Source organism: Actinomadura sp. NBRC 104425, assembly GCF_030269545.1.
In the GTDB taxonomy this organism is placed as follows: Bacteria; Actinomycetota; Actinomycetes; order Streptosporangiales; family Streptosporangiaceae; genus Spirillospora; species Spirillospora keratinilytica.
This window is the reverse complement of sequence record NZ_BSTN01000013.1, coordinates 97,830-118,795: the sequence shown is the minus strand read 5'-3', so window position 1 is coordinate 118,795 and position 20,966 is coordinate 97,830. Positions and strand designations below refer to the sequence as shown.

General features: G+C 75.7%; 17 protein-coding genes. 12 read left to right on the top strand and 5 right to left on the bottom strand.

Going from position 1 to position 20,966, the window contains the following annotated elements; genetic code table 11:
• Positions 1-99 precede the first annotated feature (99 nt).
• Positions 100-930 (top strand): nitroreductase/quinone reductase family protein, encoded by an 831-nt coding sequence (locus QSK22_RS20470; RefSeq protein WP_285495859.1) that lies wholly within the window; start codon positions 100-102, stop codon positions 928-930.
• 172 nt (positions 931-1,102) lie between these two features.
• Positions 1,103-1,756, top strand: a complete 654-nt coding sequence (locus QSK22_RS20465; protein WP_285495858.1) for a class I SAM-dependent methyltransferase — start codon at positions 1,103-1,105, stop codon at positions 1,754-1,756.
• 30 nt (positions 1,757-1,786) lie between these two features.
• Here the strand turns inward: QSK22_RS20465 and QSK22_RS20460 are convergent, their stop codons facing one another.
• From QSK22_RS20460 to QSK22_RS20450, 3 genes are read right to left on the bottom strand one after another with little or no spacing between them, the layout of a single operon-like run.
• The gene (locus QSK22_RS20460) at positions 1,787-2,629 is read right to left on the bottom strand and encodes a DeoR/GlpR family DNA-binding transcription regulator (RefSeq protein ID WP_285495857.1); all 843 of its coding nucleotides are present in this window, start codon (positions 2,627-2,629) and stop codon (positions 1,787-1,789) included.
• Positions 2,626-3,612 carry a 4-hydroxythreonine-4-phosphate dehydrogenase PdxA gene (gene pdxA, locus QSK22_RS20455; RefSeq protein ID WP_285495856.1) on the bottom strand — a complete coding sequence of 329 codons (987 nt, stop codon included), beginning with the start codon at positions 3,610-3,612 and terminating at the stop codon, positions 2,626-2,628. Before pdxA ends, QSK22_RS20460 begins: the two co-directional genes overlap by 4 nt.
• Positions 3,609-4,916, bottom strand: coding sequence for a four-carbon acid sugar kinase family protein (locus QSK22_RS20450; RefSeq protein WP_285495855.1), 1,308 nt, complete (start codon positions 4,914-4,916; stop codon positions 3,609-3,611). Before QSK22_RS20450 ends, pdxA begins: the two co-directional genes overlap by 4 nt.
• Before the next feature lie 179 nt (positions 4,917-5,095).
• Here QSK22_RS20450 and QSK22_RS20445 point away from each other — a divergent pair, with 179 nt between their 5' ends.
• The 4 genes from QSK22_RS20445 to QSK22_RS20430 are packed head-to-tail and all read left to right on the top strand — an operon-like array spanning position 5,096 to position 9,310.
• Positions 5,096-6,532, top strand: coding sequence for an Nramp family divalent metal transporter (locus tag QSK22_RS20445; RefSeq protein WP_285495854.1), 1,437 nt, complete (start codon positions 5,096-5,098; stop codon positions 6,530-6,532).
• 5 nt (positions 6,533-6,537) lie between these two features.
• On the top strand, positions 6,538-7,500 hold the full coding sequence (locus tag QSK22_RS20440) for a phosphoglycerate dehydrogenase (protein WP_285495853.1): 963 nt from the start codon (positions 6,538-6,540) through the stop codon (positions 7,498-7,500).
• A gap of 5 nt (positions 7,501-7,505) precedes the next feature.
• Positions 7,506-8,498, top strand: coding sequence for an aldo/keto reductase (locus QSK22_RS20435; RefSeq protein ID WP_285495852.1), 993 nt, complete (start codon positions 7,506-7,508; stop codon positions 8,496-8,498).
• 38 nt (positions 8,499-8,536) lie between these two features.
• Positions 8,537-9,310: an HpcH/HpaI aldolase family protein gene (locus tag QSK22_RS20430; RefSeq protein ID WP_285495851.1), complete on the top strand. Its 774-nt coding sequence runs from the start codon at positions 8,537-8,539 to the stop codon at positions 9,308-9,310.
• 54 nt (positions 9,311-9,364) lie between these two features.
• Here the strand turns inward: QSK22_RS20430 and QSK22_RS20425 are convergent, their stop codons facing one another.
• Positions 9,365-10,261 carry a sigma-70 family RNA polymerase sigma factor gene (locus tag QSK22_RS20425; RefSeq protein ID WP_285495850.1) on the bottom strand — a complete coding sequence of 299 codons (897 nt, stop codon included), beginning with the start codon at positions 10,259-10,261 and terminating at the stop codon, positions 9,365-9,367.
• Positions 10,262-10,356: 95 nt separating this feature from the next.
• Here QSK22_RS20425 and QSK22_RS20420 point away from each other — a divergent pair, with 95 nt between their 5' ends.
• The 4 genes from QSK22_RS20420 (at position 10,357) to QSK22_RS20405 (ending at position 15,590) form a co-directional block, all read left to right on the top strand.
• Positions 10,357-11,073 carry an FMN-dependent NADH-azoreductase gene (locus QSK22_RS20420; RefSeq protein ID WP_285495849.1) on the top strand — a complete coding sequence of 239 codons (717 nt, stop codon included), beginning with the start codon at positions 10,357-10,359 and terminating at the stop codon, positions 11,071-11,073.
• Positions 11,074-11,532: 459 nt separating this feature from the next.
• Complete coding sequence (locus QSK22_RS20415; RefSeq protein WP_285495848.1) at positions 11,533-12,933, top strand: DUF1996 domain-containing protein; 1,401 nt, start codon at positions 11,533-11,535, stop codon at positions 12,931-12,933.
• A gap of 171 nt (positions 12,934-13,104) precedes the next feature.
• A complete protein-coding gene (locus tag QSK22_RS20410) occupies positions 13,105-13,893 on the top strand; it encodes a TIGR03084 family metal-binding protein (protein WP_285495847.1) in 789 nt (262 codons plus the stop codon).
• A 56-nt stretch (positions 13,894-13,949) separates the two neighbouring features.
• Positions 13,950-15,590 carry an acyclic terpene utilization AtuA family protein gene (locus QSK22_RS20405; RefSeq protein ID WP_502872343.1) on the top strand — a complete coding sequence of 547 codons (1,641 nt, stop codon included), beginning with the start codon at positions 13,950-13,952 and terminating at the stop codon, positions 15,588-15,590.
• Between the two features lie 47 nt (positions 15,591-15,637).
• Here QSK22_RS20405 and QSK22_RS20400 read toward each other — a convergent pair whose 3' ends face one another.
• Positions 15,638-16,303 (bottom strand): MBL fold metallo-hydrolase, encoded by a 666-nt coding sequence (locus QSK22_RS20400; protein WP_285495845.1) that lies wholly within the window; start codon positions 16,301-16,303, stop codon positions 15,638-15,640.
• 180 nt (positions 16,304-16,483) lie between these two features.
• Here QSK22_RS20400 and QSK22_RS20395 point away from each other — a divergent pair, with 180 nt between their 5' ends.
• A complete protein-coding gene (locus tag QSK22_RS20395; protein WP_285495844.1) occupies positions 16,484-17,038 on the top strand; it encodes a hypothetical protein in 555 nt (184 codons plus the stop codon).
• Between the two features lie 4 nt (positions 17,039-17,042).
• Entirely contained in the window at positions 17,043-20,924 is a 3,882-nt protein-coding gene (locus QSK22_RS20390; protein WP_285495843.1) for a tetratricopeptide repeat protein, read from the top strand.
• Positions 20,925-20,966: the final 42 nt, after the last annotated feature.

The window sequence follows — 20,966 nt, the reverse complement described above, 5'->3', positions numbered from 1 at the left end:
GCACGCATTCCCGCGCACGAATCACCCCACCGCAACGGCCGTTTCGCCATGCCGGAAAACCGGCCGGCCGAGATCTCGCACCCACCGAGAAATGAGAGCATGCCCAACGATTTCAACCGGCGGATCATCGCCGAGTTCCGCGCCAACGGCGGACGCGTCGGCGGCCCCTTCGAAGGGGGCCGGCTGCTGCTGCTCACCACCACCGGTGCCCGCACCGGCGTCCCGCACACCACGCCCGTGGCCTACCTGCCCGACGGCGACCGCCTGCTGGTGATCGCCTCCGCCGGGGGAGCCCCCCGGCACCCGGACTGGTTCCACAACCTGGTGGCACATCCGCGTGTCACCGTCGAGGACGGCGTCTTCATCTACGACGCGAAGGCCACCGTCCTGAAGGGCGACGAACGCGATCGCCTGTTCGCCCGCGCCGCCGAGGCGAACCCGGGGTGGGCCGAGTACCAGGCCAAGACCACCCGCGTCATCCCCGTCGTCGCGCTGGAGCCCATCCCCGGCCCGCCGGCGTCGAACGCCGCGTCGCCCGGCGCGGCGCTCAAGCCGGTGCACGACGCCTTCCGCCGCGAACTGGCGCTCATCCGCAGGGAGATCGCCGGCACCGGGCCGCGGCTCGGCGCGCAGCTGCGCGTCAACTGCCTGACCGTCTGCAGGGGCCTGGGGTTCCACCACACCGCCGAGGACGAGGGGATGTTCCCCGCCCTCGCCGCCCGCCACCCCGGGCACGCCGCGACCTTCGACCGGCTGCGCCGCGAGCACGAACGGGTCGCGGCACTGCTGGACGGCCTGCGCCGGGCCGTCGCCGCCGAGGACGCCGACCCCGGCGCGGTGCTCGCCGAGGTCGAACGGCTCACCGCCGAGCTCGAAGCCCACCTCGACTACGAGGAGGAACAGCTCATCCCGCTGCTCGACGCGCCGTGAGCCCGGGCGTCCGCGCCGCCCGGCCCCGTGCGGCGCGGACGCCGCAGCGGATCCCGCCGGGCGGCCCGGGGCGGCGGGAGAGGAGACCGTCTCCCGCTGTGCGAGGATCGCAGGGAGGCAGGCGGAGGAGGCTTTCGGTGCGTCAGATCGCGGTCGTCCGCGGGGCTCTGGGATGACGGGGCTCGGCGTGGACGAGCACGAGGCGGTGGTGCGGTCGCTGACCCGGGTCGGCGCGCCGCCGCTGCTGCCCGAGCTGCGGCTGCACCTGGCCGACGAGCCGTTCGCCGCGTGGGAGGCCGTCGCCGGCGACCGGAGCGAGGACGTGCCGCCGCCGTTCTGGGCGTTCCCCTGGGCGGGCGGTCAGGCGCTGGGCCGCCACGTCCTCGACCACCCCGAGCTGGTGGCGCAGCGCCGCGTCCTCGACCTGGCCAGCGGGTCCGGCATGGTCGCCATCTGCGCCGCCCTGGCCGGGGCCGGGCACGTCACCGCCTGCGACGTCGACCCGGTCGCCGCCGCGGCCGTCCGCCTCAACGCCGCCCTGAACGGCGTGCGCGTCGACGTGCTGTGCGAGGACCTGTCGGCCTCCCGCGCACCCGTGCCGGCCGACGTGATCCTCGCCGGCGACGTCTGCTACGACCCCGACCTGGCCGAGGCCATGATGGCGTTCCTGCGCGCGCAGCGGCGGCACGGCGTGGACGTGCTGGTCGGCGACCCGCACCGCCCCTACCTGCCCGCGGGCCTGACCGTCCTGGCCCGCTACGACGTGCCCGGCACCGGCCACCTGGAGGAGCGCGCCGTCACCCCGGCGTCCGTGCTGCGCCTGTGACCGGAGCCCGCGCCACCGGGCGGGCGGCGGTCAGGCGCGGACGACGCGCACGTGCGGCAGCGCGCGGAACGGGGCGAGCCGCTCCTCGTCGGCGGTGTGGTCGGTGACCAGCGTCCACGGACCGGGCAGCGCGGCCCAGGCGCCGAACGGGGCGCGGCCCAGCTTGCTGGCGTCGGCCAGCACGTACACTTCGCGGGCGCGCTCGGCCATCTGCTCCTTCAACCGGGTCTGCACCAGGCTCGCCTCGCAGATGCCGAGGGCGGCATCCAGGCCGTCGGCGCCGAGAAATGCGCGGTCGGCGGTCAGCCGCGACAGCGTCAGCTCGGCCAGCGGCCCCACCAGGCCCTGGCTGATGTGCCGCAGCGACCCGCCGAGCACCACCAGATCGATCTCCGTCGCGTCGGCCAGCTCGGTGACCGCGGTCAGCCCGTTGGTGATCACCGTCAGGCCGGTGCGGGAGCGCAGGTGGTGGGCCACCCGGCCGGTGGTGGTGCCGGCGTCCAGCAGGACGGACTCGCCGTCGCCGATCTGCGCGGCGGCCCACCGGGCGATGCGGTCCTTCTCGGCGACGTGCTCGTGCGCGCGCTGCCCCACCGGCGGCTCCGGCGCGGCGGTGACCGGCATGGCGCCGCCGTAGGTGCGGGCCAGCCGGCCCCGCTCGGTGAGCAGGGCCAGGTCGCGCCGGATCGTGGACTGGGTGACGCCGAGCGAGGCGGCCAGCTCCTCCACCGCCACATTGCCGCGCGCCGCGACCAGCTCCTCGATCAGGCGGCGGCGCTCGGCGGCCCGCAGCCGCTCGCCCGCCCCGGCCGCGCCGTCCCGGGCCCCGGCGCCCGCGCCGGTGTCGGTGCCGGCGCTCGGGTCCGGGCTCATATCCGCCTGGCCAGGCGGGCGGCCTGGCGCATCGCCTCCACCATGCTGCCCGCGTCCGCCTTGCCGGTGCCCGCGATGTCGAAGGCCGTGCCGTGGTCGACCGAGGTCCTGATCACCGGCAGGCCCACGGTGATGTTCACACCCGCCTCCAAGCCCAGGATCTTCACCGGCCCGTGGCCCTGGTCGTGGTACATCGCCACCACCAGGTCGAAGTCGCCCCGGCCGGCTCGGAAGAACACTGTATCGGCGGGCAGCGGACCGCGCGCGTCCACGCCCTCGGCGCGCAGCCGCTCCAGCGCCGGGACGATCTTCTCCTCCTCCTCGCCCCGGCCGAACAGCCCGTTCTCCCCGGCGTGCGGGTTGATCCCGCACACCGCGATGCGCGGCCGCTCGACCCCGGCGGCGACCAGGGTGTCGTGGCCGCGCCGCACGGTGCGCTCGACCAGGCCGTCGTCGATGCGCTCGATCGCGTCGATCAGCCCGATATGGGTGGTGACGTGGATGACGCGGACCGTGTCGGTGGCCAGCATCATCGACACCTCCGGCACCCCGGTCAGCTCGGCCAGCAGCTCGGTGTGGCCGGGGTAGCGGTGCCCGGCGGCGTGCAGCGCCTCCTTGTTCAGCGGCGCGGTGCAGATCGCCTGCGCCTTGCCGGCCATCGCCAGCTCGGACGCGACGCGCACGTACTGGTAGGCGGCCTCCCCGGCGGCGGGGGACAGCTCGCCGAACGGCAGGCCCTCGGGGATCAGCCCGAGGTCGATCACGTCGACGGTGCCGGGGGCGAAGCGCGCCTGCTCGGGGTCGGTGACGACGTGCGGTGTCAGCGGCACGCCGCAGATCGCCGCGGCCTCGGCCAGCCGGGCCGCGTCGCCGATCACGACGGGGCGGCTGAACTCCGCCACCCGCGGGATCGCGCGGACGATCACCTCGGGGCCGATGCCCGCCGCGTCGCCCATGGTGACGGCGATGAGAGGTGTGCTCATGAGGGGTTCCTTCCAGCGGGGAGGGCGCGGGCCGCGGCGACCGCGTCGACCAGGGTCTCCGGTCCGCCGAAGCCGCCCGCCTTGGTGATGACGTACGGGGAGCGCGGCGCCGCGTCGGCGCCGGTGGTCTCGGGGGCGGCCGTGCCGGGACAGGCGGCGGCCCGGGACAGGACGGTGCCGGTGGCGACCTCGGCGACCAGCGTCAGCGCCGACAGCCCGCACCGGGCGAGCACGGCGCGGGCGGTCTCGCCGCCGGTCAGCACCAGCAGCCCGGCCTCGGCCGCGGCGGGGGCGGCCACGGCGGCCAGCGCCTCGGTCAGCCGCCGCGACACCGCCGGGTCGGGCGGCCCGTCGGGGCGCGGGGCGATGACGACGTCGCCGTCCGGGACGGCGGCGGCGAGCCCGGCCGGCCCGCCCGGGCCGGCGTCGAGCAGGTCGGGCACGTCGATGAACATCGACCGGCCGAACCGCTCGGCCAGGCGCTGCGCCTGGGCCCGCGCCACCGCGCCCGCGCTGCCGATCACGGCGACGACCCGTCCCGGGACGGGCGGCAAGGCGGCGGGGGCGGCCGCGGGCGGCGCCTGGGCGGCGGCGAGGGCGGCGGCCAGCCCGGCGGAGCCCGCCCAGGCGGCGCCGAGCCCGGCTCCGGCGCGGACGATCGCGTGCAGGTCGTCGTCGGTGACGGCGTCGCAGACCGCCACGCGGCCCCGCTCGCCCGCGCGGGCGAGCAGTTCGCGCAGGCCGCCGGGGTCGCCGCGCACGTCCGCCAGGCCGATGAGCTCGGTGGGCAGCGGCGCGAGGGCGTCGGCGACCCGGGCGGGCGCGGGCCGGGCCTCGGCCGCCCACGCGGAGGTCTGGTTCAGCGGCACGCCGTCCAGGAGGGGGACGCCGTCGCGGACCGTGCGCCCGGTCGCGGGGAACGCCGGGGCGAACACCACCGGCCCGTCGACCGCGCCGGCCAGCGCGCCGATCTCGGCGGCCAGGTTGCCGCGCAGCGTCGAGTCGACCTTCTTCAGCACCGCCGCGCCCGGCGGGCGGTCGCGCAGCGCATCGGCGACGCGCGCGGCGGCCGCGGCGGGGTCGGCGTGCCGGGAATCGGTGTCGACGACCGTCACCGCCGTGCCGGGCGGCACGGTGCCCAGCGCGACCACCGTGCGCAGTCCGCGCGCCGCGAAGGGCATTCCCGCGTCTGCGGCTCCGGTCAGGTCGTCGGCGACGACCAGCGTGCCCGGTGCGTCCACGCCCGCGCCCCCCGTCCGTCCGCTCCTGTGCAGCGCGGCATGCCGGCCGCGCTCGTCTTTCACCGCGCACCCTACCCGATATTGCGCGAAACACGCACTGTTCTGTGGCGACCTCGGGCAACTCTTGCGTGATTCGCGCATAAGTGGTTACCTGCCATGCGTAACGCGCAGGTAACCTGCGGGTTGCCGCCCGGAGGGCGCGCACCGCGCCCGCGGGCGCGAACGGGAAGGACGAATCCCCTATGGCGGTGGACAGCAAGGCTCCGCGGGCGCCCGAGCCCGCCGGATCGCCGGACGACCCCTATGCGCTGCGCGCGGAGGACGTGAAGGAACCCCCGGTCGGCCGGCGCGACACGCTCCGGTACCTCGGGCCGGGCATGATCCTTTCCGCGGCGGTCGTCGGCTCCGGCGAGCTGATCACCACGACCTCGCTCGGTGCCAAGGCGGGCTTCGTCCTGCTGTGGCTGGTGATCGTCAGCACGCTGGTGAAGGTCTGGGTGCAGATCGAGCTGGCCAAGTGGACGATCCTCACCGGCTCCCCGGCGCTGGAGGGCTACGGCCGCGTCCCGCCGCGGTTCGGCCGGGTCGGCTGGATCAACGTGCTGTGGATCGGCATGGACTTCGCCAAGATGATGCAGCGCGGCGGCATCATCGGCGGCGCGGCGGCCGCGCTGAGCGTGCTGCTCCCGGTGGTGGGCGAACCGCTGTCCACGCCGTCGCTGACCTTCTGGACGGTGGCGGTCGTGCTCAGCATCGTCCTGCTGCTGTACCGCAACCGGTACGGCACCGTCGAGCGGGCGGCGTTCCTGACCGTCGTGGTGTTCACGGTCGCGACCGTGCTGCTGGCCCTCGGCCTGCCGCTGACCGACTTCGGGTACGGCCCGTCCGACCTGGCCTCCGGGCTGGAGTTCGCGGTCCCCGCCGGGACGCTCGGCTTCGCCGTGGCCATGTTCGGCATCACCGGCGTCGGCGCCGACGAGATGACCACCTACACCTACTGGTGCATCGAGAAGGGCTACGCCCGCTGGACCGGCCCCGACGACGGCACCGCCGAGCGCGCCCGCCGGGCGCGCGGCTGGATCCGCGTCATGCGCGTGGACGCCCTGGCCGCCTGGGCCGTGTGCACCCTGTGCACGCTGTCGTTCTACCTGATCGGCGCGGCCGTGCTGCACCCGCAGAACCTGGTGCCCGAGGGCAACGAGATGATCACCACGCTGTCGCGCATCTACACCGACACCCTCGGCCCGTGGGCGGAGTACCTGTTCCTGGCGGGCGCGTTCGCCGTGCTGTACTCCACCGCCATCGCCTCGTCGGCCAGCGTGCCGCGGCTGTGGACCAACACCCTGGGGCTGCTGGGCGTGTTCGACTGGACCGACGTGCGCAAGCGGCAGCGCGTCATCCGCATCCTGACGCTGACACTGCCGCCGCTGTGGGCGCTGTTCTTCCTCTACCTGCAGTCGCCGGTGCTCATGGTGCAGATCGGCGGCATCGGCGGAGGGATCTTCCTGATCGCCGTCGTCATCGCGGTGTGGTGGCTGCGGCGCGCCGAGGTGGACCGCGAGTTCCGGGACGGCCGGCTGCTCACCGCCGCACTCGTGCTCAGCACCATCGCGATCAGCTTCCTGGGGGTCTACACGGTGCTCGAGGTCTTCGGAATCGAAATCGGATCAGGGGGATGACGGATATGTCCGGCTCTACGGGCGAAGTGGTGGTGACCACCCAGAGCTTCGCCCGGTACACCGACAGCCCGTGGCGGGTGTTCGAGGAGGCGGGCGTCCCGGCGCGGCGCTCCCGCTTCGCGCACCCGCTGGCGGAGGACGAACTGGTCCAGGAGGCGGCCGGCGCCGCCGCGCTGATCGTCGGACTGGACCCGGTGACCGCCAGGGTGATCGAGGCGGCGCCGTCGCTGCGCGTGATCGCCAAGCACGGCGTCGGCGTCGACAACATCGACGTGGCGGCCGCGAAAGCCGCCGGTATCCGCGTCGTCAACGCCCCCGGCGCCAACACCACGGCCGTCGCGGACATGACCATGGCGCTGCTGCTGGCGGCGGTGCGGCAGATCGTCCCGGCGCACAGCTCGGTCGTGCAGGGCCGCTGGGACCGGTTTTTCGGCCCCGAGCTGGCGGGCCGCACCCTCGCCGTGATCGGCTTCGGCCGCATCGGCCAGGCCGTGGCGCGCCGCGCCCGCGGCTTCGACATGACCGTCGTCGCCCACGACCCGCACCTGCCCGCCGAGGTCTTCGCCGAGCACGGCGTCCGCGCCGCCGGCCTGGACGAGTGCCTGCAAGCCGCCGACGCGGTCACCCTGCACCTGCCGCTGGCGCCCGGCGCCCCGCCGCTGCTGGGCCGCGCCGAGCTGGCCCGCCTGCGGCCCGGCGCCTACCTGGTCAACACCGCCCGCGGCGGGCTGGTCGACGAGGCGGCGCTCGCCGAGGCGCTGCGCGAGGGCCGCCTGGCGGGCGCGGCGGTCGACGTGTTCGCCAGTGAACCGCCGCACGGCAGCCCGCTGCTGGACGCGCCCAACGTGGTGCTCACCCCGCACTGCGGCGCGTTCAGCCACGAGGCCAACGCCGCCATGGGCACCACGGTCGCCACCGACGTGGTGCGCGTCCTGCGCGGCCTCGACCCCGCCAACCCGGTGGTGTGACGATCATGACGGAGAGGACCATGGAGACCGTCCCGGTACCGGGCACCGACCTGGAGCTGTCCCGGCTGGTGCTGGGCACGATGACGTTCGGCGACACCGCGGGCCGCGACACCGCCGCGCGGATGCTGGACGTCGCCGCCGACGCGGGCGTCACGATGCTCGACACCGCCAACGGCTACGCCGGCGGCGCCTGCGAGGAGATCCTCGGCGAGCTGCTGGCGACCCGCCGCGACCGCTTCCTGCTGGCCGGCAAGGTCGGCATCCCGCACCCCGACGCCGGGGACGCCCCGCCGCTGTCGGCCGAGGCGATCCGCCGCTGCCTGGACGGCAGCCTGCGCCGGCTGCGCACCGACCGGCTCGACGTCTACTACCTGCACCAGCCCGACCGGCGCACCCCGATCGAGGAGACCCTGGACGCGCTGGCCGAGCAGGTCGCCGCCGGCAAGATCCGCTACGTCGGGGTGTCCAACTTCGCCGCCTGGCAGATCGCCGAGCTGCGCGCCGCCGCGGCCGGCCGCGGCGCGCCCGTCCCGGTGCTGTCCCAGCCGCTGTACAACCTGATCAGCCGGCGCATCGAGGAGGAGTACACCGAGTTCGCCGAGCGCGCCGGGCTGGTCAACATCGTCTACAACCCGCTGGGCGGCGGGCTGCTGACCGGCCGGCACCGGTTCGACGAGTCGCCCGCCACCGGCCGGTTCGGCGACTCGGGCCTGGCCGAGATGTACCGGCGGCGGTACTGGGACCGGCGCCTGTTCGAGGCCGTCGAGGCGCTCGCCGAGGGCGCCGCCGAGGCCGGCCTGACCCTGCCGGAGCTGGCGTTCCGCTGGCTGCTGTCGCGTCCCGCCGTGGGCGCGGTGCTCGTCGGCTCGTCCAAGGTCGAGCACCTGGAGGCCAACATCGCCGCGGCCCAGGGGCCCCCGCCCGGCGCGGACCTCCTCGAGCTCTGCGACGCTGTCTGGGAGCGCCTGCGCGGTCCCGCGCCCGCCTACAACCGCTGACCACGCCGCACAGGATCACCGATAAAAGGACCACTGATATGAGCGACAACGGACCGTCCGCCTTCGCCGCCCGGCTGCGCGCCCGCGAACGCCTGCTCGGCTACTGGGTGGTGTGCGACAACCCCGTCGGCACCGAGCGCATCGCCGGCCTCGGCTACGACTACGTCTGCGCCGACGGCCAGCACGGGCTCATGGCCTATCCGGGCTGGCTGTCGGCGATGACGGCGATCGACGCCCGCGGCGTGTCGGCGGGCATGGTCCGCGTCCCGGCCAACGACGGGTACTGGATCGGCAGCGCCCTGGACGCCGGGGCCCGCGGCGTGATCGTCCCGCTGGTGAACAACGCCGAGGACGCCGCGGCCGCCGTCTCGTTCTGCCGCTACCCGCCGCACGGCGTGCGCAGCTACGGGCCGATGCGGGCGGGGCTGCGCGTCGGCCCGCGCCCTGCCGAGTCCGACCAGGCCGTCGCCTGCGTGGTGATGATCGAGACGGCCGGGGCGCTGGAGAACCTCGACGAGATCTGCGTCGTGCCCGGCCTGGACGGGGTGTACGTCGGCCCGTCCGACCTGACCCTGGCGCTCGGCGGCCGGTTCCCCGGCGACCCGGACGTGGCCGACGCGTTCGCCGACGCGACGGCGCGGATCGCCGAGGCCGCCGCCAAGGCGGGCATCGCGGCGGGCTTCCACTGCCCGGACGGCGCCACCGCCGCCGCCCGCCTCGCCGACGGCTACACGTTCGCGACCGTCTCCTCCGACCTGGTCCACCTCGAGCAGGCCGCCGCCGCCCACCTGAAGGCGGCCCGCTCCTCCTGACGACCCCGCACGCACTGCGCACCTGCTCGGCGCGCGTCCGGCGCGGGCCCGCCGTCAGGCGGCCCGCACGGGCGGCGGCGCGTCGAGCAGGGCGACGCGCGTCCCGCGCAGGCGGTCCGGGTCGCCGATGACGTCGATCACCTCGACCCGGTCGCCGCCGATCGTCAGCCGCAGCACCAGCCGCAGCCGCCCGCGCGGCGCGACGACCAGCCCGACCCGGCCGTCCACCAGCGCGGGCCGGGCGAACCGGGCGCGGGCGGCGTTGCCGGCGGTCTCCTCGGCGATGCGGCGGGCGCCGCGCACCTCGGCCTCGGCCGGCGCGGCGCGGTCGCTGCGCCGTACGGCGTCCGGCGCCAGCACCGCGAGCAGGGCGTCCAGGTCGCCCGCCCGGGACGCGGCGAGGAAGGCGTCCACCACCCGCCGCTGACGGGCCAGGTCGGCGGCCGGCGCGTCCGGCCGCCCGTGGACGCGGCGCCGGGCGCGGCTGGCCAGCTTCTTGGCCGCGGCCGGCGACCGCTCCACGATGCGGGCGATCTCCTCGAACGGCACGGCGAACAGGTCGTGCAGCACGTAGGCGACGCGTTCGGCGGGGCCGAGCGCGTCCAGCACCACCAGCAGGGCGAGCCCGACCGAGTCGGCCAGCACCGCCTCGTCCTCCGGGCCGGCGGCGCCGTCCGCGGCCGTCAGCGCTTCGAAACCGGCCGTGTCGACCAGATGCTCGCCGCGCCGGCGGCGCGAGCGCAGCATGTCCAGGCACACCCGGCCGACGATCGTGGTGAGCCAGGCCGCCTTGTTGGCCACCTCGCCCGAACCGGCGCGGCTGGCCCGCAGCCACGCCTCCTGCACGGCGTCGTCCGCCTCGTCCGCCGAACCGAGCATGCGGAACGCCATGCCCCGCAGCTGCCCCCGGGAGCGGTCGAAAAGCTCGGCCAGCGCAACCTGATCGTCCATCGGTCACCTTTCCTCGGCGCGCGTCGTCGTAAGGGCGGTGAACGGACAACAGGACGCGCCCCTGCCGGTCAGGGGGCCGAGTGGACGGTGAGAGCATGATATCCCTGCTGCATCTGGACTCCGGGGCCGACCATGCGGACGGCTCCGTCAGCAGGCGGCTGACCTCGATGTTCGCCGAGGAGTGGCGGCGCCGGCACGGCCCGGCGGCCGGGTACCGGTACCGCGACCTGGCGGCCGATCCGGTTCCGCCGCTCGGGGCGCCGTACGTCGACCTCGGGCGGCGCGTGGAGAAGCGCGGGCTCGTCCCGCTCGACCAGGTGGCGGCGCTGGCCGCGGACGACGCCGAGCGGCGCGACTGGGCGCTGACCCGGTCCCTGGTCGAAGAGGTGCGGGCCGCCGACACGATCCTGATCGGCGCGCCCATGTACAACTTCTCGGTGCCCGCCGCGCTGAAGGCGTGGATCGACCGGATCACCTTCCCCGGCGCCTACCTCGACCCCGAAACCGGGGCCGGCGTGCTGCGGGACACCGCGGTCGTGGTGGTCACCGCGCGCGGCGGCGCCTACGGGCCGCAGACCCCGCGGCACGGATGCGACTTCCAGGAGCCGTACCTGCGGGCGTACTTCCGCGAGCACCTCGGCGTACCCGAAGACAACCTGCGCTTCGTGCACGCGGAGATGACGATGGCCGAGCATCTCCCGCAGCTCGCGCACCTGCGGGACTTCGCGGCGCGTTCGCTGGCGGAGGCGCGGGCCGAGGTCGCCGCGCTGGCCTGCGGGGACGGCCGCGCCGTGCGCGCGCCCCACCCGTGATCGTCAAGGTTGCGGGGTAGGGGGTCGAACACGGCGGGCGCCCCGCGCGTACCCACGGTGTCGTGTGCCTGCTGTACCTCGTGCGCCCCCTTTCCAGAGGAGGGGGCGGGCGGCCCGCGCGGCTGGAAGCCGGGTGCGTCGATCGAGCACCGCGCGGGCCGCCCGCCCGGATCGAAGATCGCTGACATCGCCGAGGCTAGGCCCCGGCGGGGACGCGACGCGCGCGTTTAAGGTTCGCTTGACCCGCCGCTGAGCGCCGCCTAAGCGCCCGTCGCCGCCCCGCTGCGGCTCGGTCACGCCGCGTGATCCGCGGACGGCCGCGCAACCCGCTCGATGTTCGTTCCGAAGTCCGTTCCGGATTTCTTCTGCGGCGCGTTGAACCCCGCCGGGCGGGGGCGCGTACCCGCTGGACGGAGCCGGGTGCCCTTCCTCACACCCTGAACAAGGAGGGAGCGCCGCATGCGATCCGCACGGCGACCGCGAACCTTTCTGCGCACCGTCGGGCTCACGGCCGGCGGAGGCCTGCTGCTGGCCGGGCTGTCCGGCGTCGGCCCGGCGGCGGCCGGGGCGAACGCCGCGGCCGCCGCCCGCGCCCAGACCATCCAGTGCCCGGACGTGGCGTCCCGGCTGCCCGCCGTCCCCGCCCAGGCCAAGGCCGAGGTCGACCGCAACCTGGCGCTGCTGAACACCCAGATCCAGGAGGCCAATCGGCGGCTGGCCGCCACGGTGGGGCAGGGCGGCCCCAACTTCGTCAACAACGCGATCCTCGGTCCGCTGCGCGACAAGCGCATCGCGACGATCAACCGGATCGCCACCGCCATCGGCCGGGTCGCCGAACGGCCCACCGGGCTGGACGCGCTGGCCGAATGCACCCTCAGCGGCACCACCGACGCCGGCACGGGGCAGGGCAACGGCTCCGGGAACGGCACGGGCAACGCCGGGCAGCAGAACGGCGGCGGACAGCAGACGCGGCCCAACGCGCAGGACTTCATCGACATCCGGCAGGTGCGGCCCAACGTCCGCCGGCCCAAGGTCAGGCGCGGCGGCTCCCGCGGCACGTTCACCTCGCGGTGCGGCCGCAACGAGAACGGCCACTTCAACTCCGACAACTTCATCGTCGCGCCCGGCGTGTCCAACGGCGCCCACCACACCCACGACTACGTCGGCAACCTGTCCACCGACGGGTTCTCCACCGACGAAAGCCTGGCCCGCGCCGGCACCACGTGCACCAACGGCGACAAGTCGACCTACTTCTGGCCGGTGATCCGGCTGCGCAGCCCCGACGACGCGCCGCAGAACGACCAGAGCGCCGCCGACGGAAACGTCGGACGCGTCCTGCGGCCCGCGTCGGTGTCGCTGCAGTTCCGCGGCAACGCCACCGGCAAGGTCACCGCGATGCCCAGGTTCATGCGGATCATCATGGGCGACGCCAAGGCGGCCACCAACGGCCCCGCCAACGCCCGGGCGGCCTGGACGTGCTCCGGCTTCACCAACCGGGTGGTCTCCGACAAGTACCCGATCTGCCCCCGGGGCAGCCGGGTGACCCGCGTCCTTGACTTTCCGAGCTGCTGGGACGGCCGCAACACCGACAGCGCCAACCACCGCACGCACGTGGTGTTCCCGAACGCCGACGGCGCCTGCCCGTCCGGGACGCGCGCCGTGCCGCAGCTGCGCATGACGCTCAGCTACAACATCAACCTCAGCAAGGCGCAGATCCGGCAGGGCCGGGTGTACGCGGTGGACAGCTTCCCCGAGCAGCTGCACAACCCCGTCACCGACCACGCCGACTTCGAGAACGTGATGCCCGACAGCCTGATGCGCCGCGCCGTGTCGTGCATCAACCGCGGCCGGCGCTGCTGAGCGAACCGCCCGGGGAGCACCCCCCTTGCGAACCGCGCCCGGCCCGTGCCGCCCGCCCCGGCACGGGCCGGGCCCGGTCATGCCGACCGGAAAGAAACAATCATGCACGCTTGATTCTTTAGGCCGGCGGTGCCACCCTCCTTCAAGGACCCAGGGAGGAGGCGAGCGGCAGTGGCCGATGCCGGACCCATCCTTGCCGACCTGGCCGCCGAGAGCGGGGAGCTGGACGCGCTGGTCGCACGCCCGGACGTGGACTGGTCCACCCCCACCCCGGCGCAGGGCTGGACGATCGCGCACCAGATCGCCCACCTGGCCTGGACGGACGCCAAGGCGCTCATCGCGGCGCGCACCCCCGACGACTTCCCCGCCGAGCGGCGGCGCGCCGCCGACGGGGGTCCCGGGTACGTCGACGACGCGGCCCGCGACGGCGCCCGCGCCCCGCGCGCCGAACTGCTCGCAACGTGGCGCCGCGGTCGGGCCGACCTGGCCGCCGCGCTCGCCGAAGTCCCCGAGGGGCGGCGCCTGCCCTGGTACGGGCCGCCGATGACCGCGGCGTCCATGGCGACCGCCCGGCTGATGGAGACCTGGGCGCACGCGCAGGACGTCTACGACGCGCTCGGCGTCCGCCGCGCGCCCACCGCGCGGATCCGGCACGTCGCCCACATCGGCGTGCGCACCCGCGACTTCGCGTTCGGCCTGCACGGGCTGCAGGCGCCGGACGAGCAGTTCCGGGTCGAGCTGACCGCCCCCGACGGCGGCATTTGGACCTGGGGGCCGCCGGACGCCCGGCAGCGCGTCACCGGCGACGCGCTCGACTTCTGCCTGGTCGTCACGCAGCGGCGGCACCCCGCCGACACCGGCCTGACCGCCGTCGGCGCCGACGCCGAGCGCTGGCTGCACATCGCGCAGGCGTTCGCCGGCCCGCCCGGCGCCGGCCGCAAGCCCGGGGAGCGGCCGTGATCCGCATCGGCAACGCCTCCGGCTTCTACGGCGACCGGTTCGCCGCCGTCCGCGAGATGCTCACCGGCGGGCCCCTGGACGTGCTGACCGGCGACTACCTCGCCGAGCTGACCATGCTGATCCTCGGCCGCGACCGGCTGAAGGACCCCGCCCGCGGCTACGCCCGCACCTTCCTGCGCCAGCTGGAGGACACCCTCGGCGAGGCGGCCGACCGCGGCGTCAAGATCGTCACGAATGCGGGCGGGCTCAACCCCGCCGGGCTGGCCGACCGGGTGCGCGAACTGGCCGCCCGGCTCGGCCTGGACGTCGCCGTCGCCCACGTCGAGGGCGACGACCTGCTGCCGCGCGCCGCCGAGCTGGGGTTCGGGCGGCCGCTGACCGCCAACGCCTACCTCGGCGCGTGGGGCATCGCCGAATGCCTGCGGGCCGGCGCCGACGTCGTGGTGACCGGCCGCGTCACCGACGCCTCGCTGGTCGTCGGCCCGGCCGCCGCCCGGTTCGGCTGGGCCCGCGACGACTTCGACGCGCTGGCCGGGGCGGTCGCCGCCGGGCACGTCATCGAGTGCGGCGCCCAGGCGACCGGCGGCAACTACGCGTTCTTCACCGAGCACGACGTCACCGCGCCCGGCTTCCCGATCGCCGAGGTGCACGCCGACGGCACCAGCGTGATCACCAAGCACGAGGGGACGGGCGGCGCCGTCACCGTCGGCACGGTCACCGCGCAGCTGCTGTACGAGATCGGCGGCGCCCGCTACCTGGGCCCCGACGTCACCGCCCGCTTCGACACCCTGACCCTCACCGCCGACGGCCCCGACCGGGTCCGGATCAGCGGGGCGCGCGGCGAGCCCCCGCCGCCGCGGCTGAAGGTGTGCCTCAACCGCCTCGGCGGCTTCCGCAACGCCGTCACGTTCGTGCTGACCGGGCTGGACATCGAGGCCAAGGCCGCGCTGGTGCGCGAGCAGCTCGAACGCGCCCTGAAAGACCGCCCGCCCGCGCACATCCGCTGGACGCTCGCCCGCACCGACCGCCCGGACGCCGACACCGAGCAGGAGGCCAGCGCCCTGCTGCACTGCGAGGTCAGGGACCCCGACGCCGCCGTGGTCGGACGGGCGTTCAGCGGCGCCGCGGTCGAGCTGGCGCTGGCCAGCTACCCGGGGTTCCACCTCACCGCGCCGCCCCAGGACGCCTCGCCCTACGGCGTCTACTCGGCCGCCTTCGTCGACGCCGCCGAGGTGCCGCACGTCGCGGTGCTGCCGGACGGCGCACGCGTCGTCATCCCCCCGGCGCCGGTGACGTGCGAGCCGTCCGACCCGGGCGACCCGCCGCTGCCCGAACCGCTGCCCGCGGGGCTGCCGACCCGGCGGGTGCCGCTCGGCACGCTGGTCGGCGCCCGCAGCGGCGACAAGGGCGGCGACGCCAACCTCGGCGTGTGGGCGCGCACGGACGACGCCTGGCGCTGGCTGGCCCACCACCTGACCGTCGAGGAGCTGCGCCGCCTGCTGCCCGAGACCGCCGACCTGCCCGTCCGCCGCCACGTGCTGCCCAACCTGCGCGCCCTCAACTTCGTGGTGGAGGGGCTGCTGGGGGAGGGTGTCGCAGCGCAGGCCCGCTTCGACCCGCAGGCCAAGGCCCTGGGCGAGTGGCTGCGCGCTCGCCGCGCCGACGTCCCCGCGGTCCTGCTCGACGGTCAGGCCTGACCGGGCGGACGCGGTGCCCCGGCGCCCCCGATCGCCGCCGTCCGGCGCTACCAGCCGCGTTCGCGCCACTCCGGCAGGGACGGGCGTTCGCGGCCGAGCGTGGAGTCCTTGCCGTGACCGGGGTAGAACCAGGTCGCGTCGGGCAGCCGGTCGAACACGCGCTCCTCCACGTCCGTCAGCAGCCGCCGGAAGCGCGCCGGGTCGCCCCAGGTGTTGCCGACCCCGCCGGGGAACAGGCTGTCGCCGGTGAACAGGTGCGGGCTGTCGGCCAGCGCGCCGCCCGCGTCGTACAGCAGCGCGATCGACCCGGGCGTGTGGCCGCGCAGGTGGATCACCTCCAGCACCGCCTCGCCCACGCGGACGGTGTCGCCGTGCTCGACCGGCTCGGCGACCGGTTCGGGCAGCGCCTCGGCGTCCAGCGGATGGGCCACCACCGGCGCGCCGGTCGCCTTGACCACCTCGCTGAGCGCCATCCAGTGGTCCTCGTGCCGGTGCGTGGTGACGATACGGCCGAGCGGACCGTCGCCGATCAGCTCCAGCAGCCGGGGCGCCTCGTTGGCCGCGTCGATCAGCAGCTGGTCGCCGGTGGCGGTACAGCGCAGCAGATAGGCGTTGTTGTCGTACGGGCCGACCGCCACCTTGGTGATCGTCAGGCCGGGCAGCTCCCGCACGTCCGGCCCGCCGCCGACTTCGACGTCTCCGGTGTAGCTCATCGCCGTCCTCCCGTCGGTGCGCGGCCGGGGCGCGGCCCGGCCGGACGACCATCTTCCCGTATCGCCGGTGCGGCCGTGCGTGCGGGCCGTTTGAGTCGCCAGACGCAGCCGCACCGTGCCGTACCGGACGGAGTTCCCGCATTTCACGTACCACCATCGTCATAGGGGTCGGAAACGGCGATGCGGGAGGACGGTGACGCGGTGGTGACGAGGTCCCCCTTCGAGCGCGGCACGGCGCCGCGGTCGGGCGGCACGGCGAACGAGGAGATCCGGCCGGACCGCCTCTTTCGGGCCGCCGAGGGCCTGCTGCGGACCTGTGGGCAGGACGCGGCGGTCGCCGCGGCCGTGCTGGCCGTGGTGCTGCTCGGAGTGCTGGCCCAGGTGGCCCACGGGGGCGGCCGCCTGGGCGTGCTTCCGCTGGCGCTGCTGGTGCCGGTCGCGGTGACGTTCGCCGTCTCGGCGGGGCTGGCGGTCCGGTCGCGCCTGATGGTGGTGGCCGCGCTCGGCGAGATCCGCGGCCGCACCGGCGCGCCGCTCGACCCGGGCGTGCCGTGGACGCCGTTCGCGCTCGGCACGGCGCTGGACGGGCGGGTGCTCGACGAGCAGCTGCGGCGGCTGCTCGCGGCGGCGCACCGCTGCTGCGAGCTGGCCTGGCAGGCGGTGGTGTGGGCCGTGGCGACCGCCGTGCTGTACGTCTGCTGGACCCTGGCCGTGGCCGCGGCCGGCGCGGGGTGATCCGTTGATCGACCACGACGTACGGCCCGGGAGCTTCTGGGAGCGGCTGTCGGCCACCGACCGGCAGGCGCTGCGGGCGATGGGGCGCCGCACCGACATCCCGCCCGGCGGCATGCTGTGCCACCAGGGGGTGGCGGCCGCGGGCGTGTACGTGGTGTTCAAGACCGGCGCGCGCACGTCCGGCAACGTCGTCGCCAAGGAGTTCGTCGACTCCAGCGAGGGCGACGAGTCCATCATCGACCTGTTCGGGTCGGGCGACCTGGTGGGCGCGCTGGCGCCGTGGGGGCATCCGCAGCGCGGGTCGGTGGCGGCGCTCGACCACGTCACCGCGCTGCGCGTGGACCGGGGGAAGTTCGCCGGGCTGCTGGCCGCCAACCCGCGCGTGACCGAGGCGATGATGCACGCGGTCGCGCAGAGCGTCACGTTCGGCGGCCGGCGGCACGCGGTGCGCGCGGCCGAGCACCCGCAGCGCCTGGCCTACCACCTGCTGGAACTGGCGCACCGGTTCGGCGACCGCACCGCCCGCGGCATCGAGGTGCCGACGCGGCTCAGCCAGGCGGAGCTGGCGAACTGGGCGGGCATCTCCCGCGAGACCCTGGTGCGCTGGTTCCGGCGGTGGCGCGCCAAGGGCATTCTGGACCGCCGCAGCCGCCCCCTCATCATCCTGGACGCCGAGGCGCTGCGCCGGGCGGCCGGACCGTGGGGCGACGACTGGGCCGCCCTGCTGCCGTCCGTCGCCGCCGGCGCCCTGCCCGCGGGAGACGGCGCCGTCGCCCCGGCGCCCGCCTCGGCTGCGGGCGCTGCCGGCGCCGTCATCGCCGCGCCCACGCCGGTGCCGCTGGAGCCGTCCGGGCAGGCGGCGCCGCGCCTGCCCGCCGACAACCCGTACTTCACCGGGCGCGCGGTCAGCCTCGGCAAGCTCGACATGCTGGTGGCGCAGGCCGAGACGCCGCGCGCCGTCGTCATCCAGGGCATGGCGGGCGTCGGCAAGACGGCGCTGGCGCTGCACTGGGCGCACCGGGTCGCCGACCGCTTCCCCGACGGCGTCGTCTTCACCGACCTGCGCGGCACCGGCCGCGCCCCGGTCACCGCGGCCGAGGCGATGGGGCAGGTGCTGCGCGGCCTCGGCGTCCCCGGCGACCAGCTGTCGCGCGGCGAGGCCGAGCTGGCCGCGCAGTGCCGCTCGCTGCTGGCCGGGCGGCGCGCCCTGCTGGTGCTGGACGACGCCGCCGGCGCCGAGCAGATCCGCCCGCTGCTGGCCGCCATGGGCGCGGGCCTGGCGGTGGTGACGACGCGGCGGCGGCTGCCCGTGCTGCTGGAGGGCGCCGACATCCGCACGCTGGAGCTGCGGGAGATGAACCCGGACGAGGCGGTGGACCTGTTCGCCGCGCTGCTCGGCCCCGGCGACCGCCGGGTGCGCGACGACCGCGCCGCCGCGCTGCGGCTCGCCCGCGAGTGCGGTTTCCTGCCGCTGGCCCTCGGCATCATGGCGGGCCGGCTGGCCGACAACCCCGGCGAGCCGATCGGCGAGACGCTGCGGCAGCTCGCCGACCCCGACGGCGCGGCCTCCGGAGGCTACGGCGGCGCGGGCTACGGCGGCGGCCTGCGCGAGCCCGGCCCGCACGGCGCCGGCGGCCCGCACGCCCTGCACGGCGTGCTCAGCCCCACCTTCGAGGTCGCCTACCGGGGGCTGCGCCGCGACCAGCGCGCCGCGTTCCGCAGGCTCGGCCTGTCCGCCGGTCCCGACTTCACCCCGCGCGTGCTGGCCGCGCTGCTCGCCCGCCCGGAGGACGAGGCGCGCGAATGCCTGGAAGGGCTGCGGCAGGCGTACCTGGTGCACGACGTCGCACCCGGCCGGTACCGCATGCACGACCTGCTGCGCGACTTCGCCCGCGAACGCGGCCTCATCGAGGACGCCGACAACGACCGCCTGGCCGCGCAGCGCCGCATGCTGGCCCGCTACCTGGCCGACGCGCGGCGGGCGGGGGCCGCGCTGGGGCGGCGCCGCCGCCCCGCACTGCACACCGCCGCCGACGACGACGACACCGCCGACACCCCCGAGGGCCACCCGGCGTCCGCACGGGCCCAGAGCCTGGCCTGGTTCGAGGCGGAACGGCGCAACCTGGTGGCGGCCGTGAAGCAGGCCGCCCGGCTGGGCCTGCACCGCACCTGCTGGGAGCTGGCCGACGCGCTGTTCGACTTCCAGCACTTCCGCCGCTACACCGACGACAACATCGCCGTGCAGCAGGCGGGCCTGCACGCCGCCCGCACCGAGGAGGACTGGACGGCCGCCGCCGTCATGCTGCACAACCTGGCCGTCGCGCACGCCGTGGTCGGCCGGTCCGTCCAGGCCATCGGCTACGGCGAGGACGCCCGGCGCGGCTTCCGGTCGCTGGACCCGCCGAACCGGTTCGGCGAGGCCGCGGCCCTGGCGAACCTGGCCGACGTGCACACCACCCTGGGCCGCTACCCGACGGCCATCGCCCATGCGCGGCGCTCCCTGAACATCCACCGCGAGCTGGGCGACGGCGGCGGCATCGCCGACGCGCAGGAGATCCTGGCCCGCGCCCACCTGGGCCTGGCCGCCTACGACGCCGCCCTGGAGCACGCGGGCGGCGCCCTGCGCATCCGCCGCCGGATCGGCGACATGCCCGGCGTCGCCGAGGCCCTGCTCACCCTCGCGCAGGTACACCGGCGCAAGGGCGCCGTGCACGCCGCCGTGTCCCGCGCCCTGGAGGCCCTGTACATCCGCCAGGAGCAGGCCGACCGGGTCGGCGCCGCCCAGGCGCTCACCGAACTGGCCCGCATGTACAACGCGCTGGGCCTTCGCGACCTGGCCCTGCAGGACGCCCAGGAGGCGCTGAGCACCTACCGCGCCCTGGGCGCCCGGCACGGCGAGGCCCGCGCCCTGGCCACCCTCGGCATGCTGATGTGCGACGCGGCCCGGTTCGCCGAGGCGTTCAGCTACTGCGGGGAGGCGCTGCGGCTGCACCGCGAGGTCGGCGACCGGCACGGCGAGGCCGAGACCCTCGCCCAGATCGGCATCGTGTGCTGGCGCCTCGGCCGCTACCCCGAGGCGCGCGAGCGGCTGCTGCGCGCCCTGGAGATCCGCCGGGAGATCGGCGACCTGCACGGCGAGGCGCACGACCTGGAGCACCTGTCGCTGGTGCAGCGCCGCATGGAGCGCCACCAGGAGGCGTTCGTCCTCGGCCTGGAGGCCCTGGACCTGTGGCACCGGCTGGGCGCGCGGGGCGGGCTTGCCACCACGCTCGGCAGCCTCGCCCGCACCTACCTGCAGCTGGGCCTGCACGAGGAGGCCGAGCACGCCGCCCGGCAGGCGCTGGAGATCCGCCGCGAGATCGACGACTCCTACGGCATGGGCGTCGGCCTGGACACCTACGCCATGGTGCTGCTGCGCAGCGGCCGCCCGAAGGAGGCCCTCGACACGGAGCTGGAGGCGCTGCGCGTCCTCGGCGAGGTCGGCGACCGGCACAGCGAGGGCACCGCGCTGGTGCACCTGGCGTCCATCTACCTGAGCCTGGACAAGGCCGAGGAGGCGCTGGAGGCGGGGCGGTACGCGCTCGACACCGCCACCGAGCTCGGCGACACCCGCGGGCAGGCCTACTCCCTGCACACCATGGGACGCGCCTGCCAGCGCCTCGGCCGGCACGCCCGCGCCGTCGGGCACTTCGACGCCGAGCTCGCCATCCGCCGCGAGATGGGCGACCTGCGCGGCCAGCGCGCCGCGCTGGACCGGCGGCGCGCGTCGCATCTGGCGCTCGGCGACCACGCCGCCGCCGCGGACTGCGCGCGCCGCGTCCAGGCCCTCGACCAGTGGCTGCGGTCGGACCGGGCCGACGACGAGGACCCGGCCCGGTCCGGATGATCTCCGGTTGATTTCGGGACCTGTGCCGTTCTACGCGGTCCG

What these genes read in the sequence shown, in the direction of transcription:
- QSK22_RS20435 (WP_285495852.1), top strand. Translation starts at nt 7,506, where the DNA reads ATGACGGAGAGGACCATGGAGACCGTCCCGGTACCGGGCACCGACCTG.
- QSK22_RS20395 (WP_285495844.1), top strand. Translation starts at nt 16,484, where the DNA reads ATGCGGGAGGACGGTGACGCGGTGGTGACGAGGTCCCCCTTCGAGCGC.
- QSK22_RS20465 (WP_285495858.1), top strand. Translation starts at nt 1,103, where the DNA reads ATGACGGGGCTCGGCGTGGACGAGCACGAGGCGGTGGTGCGGTCGCTG.
- QSK22_RS20400 (WP_285495845.1), bottom strand. Translation starts at nt 16,303, where the DNA reads ATGAGCTACACCGGAGACGTCGAAGTCGGCGGCGGGCCGGACGTGCGG.
- QSK22_RS20430 (WP_285495851.1), top strand. Translation starts at nt 8,537, where the DNA reads ATGAGCGACAACGGACCGTCCGCCTTCGCCGCCCGGCTGCGCGCCCGC.
- QSK22_RS20440 (WP_285495853.1), top strand. Translation starts at nt 6,538, where the DNA reads ATGTCCGGCTCTACGGGCGAAGTGGTGGTGACCACCCAGAGCTTCGCC.
- QSK22_RS20460 (WP_285495857.1), bottom strand. Translation starts at nt 2,629, where the DNA reads ATGAGCCCGGACCCGAGCGCCGGCACCGACACCGGCGCGGGCGCCGGG.
- QSK22_RS20415 (WP_285495848.1), top strand. Translation starts at nt 11,533, where the DNA reads ATGCGATCCGCACGGCGACCGCGAACCTTTCTGCGCACCGTCGGGCTC.
- pdxA (WP_285495856.1), bottom strand. Translation starts at nt 3,612, where the DNA reads ATGAGCACACCTCTCATCGCCGTCACCATGGGCGACGCGGCGGGCATC.
- QSK22_RS20420 (WP_285495849.1), top strand. Translation starts at nt 10,357, where the DNA reads ATGATATCCCTGCTGCATCTGGACTCCGGGGCCGACCATGCGGACGGC.
- QSK22_RS20470 (WP_285495859.1), top strand. Translation starts at nt 100, where the DNA reads ATGCCCAACGATTTCAACCGGCGGATCATCGCCGAGTTCCGCGCCAAC.
- QSK22_RS20425 (WP_285495850.1), bottom strand. Translation starts at nt 10,261, where the DNA reads ATGGACGATCAGGTTGCGCTGGCCGAGCTTTTCGACCGCTCCCGGGGG.
- QSK22_RS20405 (WP_502872343.1), top strand. Translation starts at nt 13,950, where the DNA reads ATGCTCACCGGCGGGCCCCTGGACGTGCTGACCGGCGACTACCTCGCC.
- QSK22_RS20445 (WP_285495854.1), top strand. Translation starts at nt 5,096, where the DNA reads ATGGCGGTGGACAGCAAGGCTCCGCGGGCGCCCGAGCCCGCCGGATCG.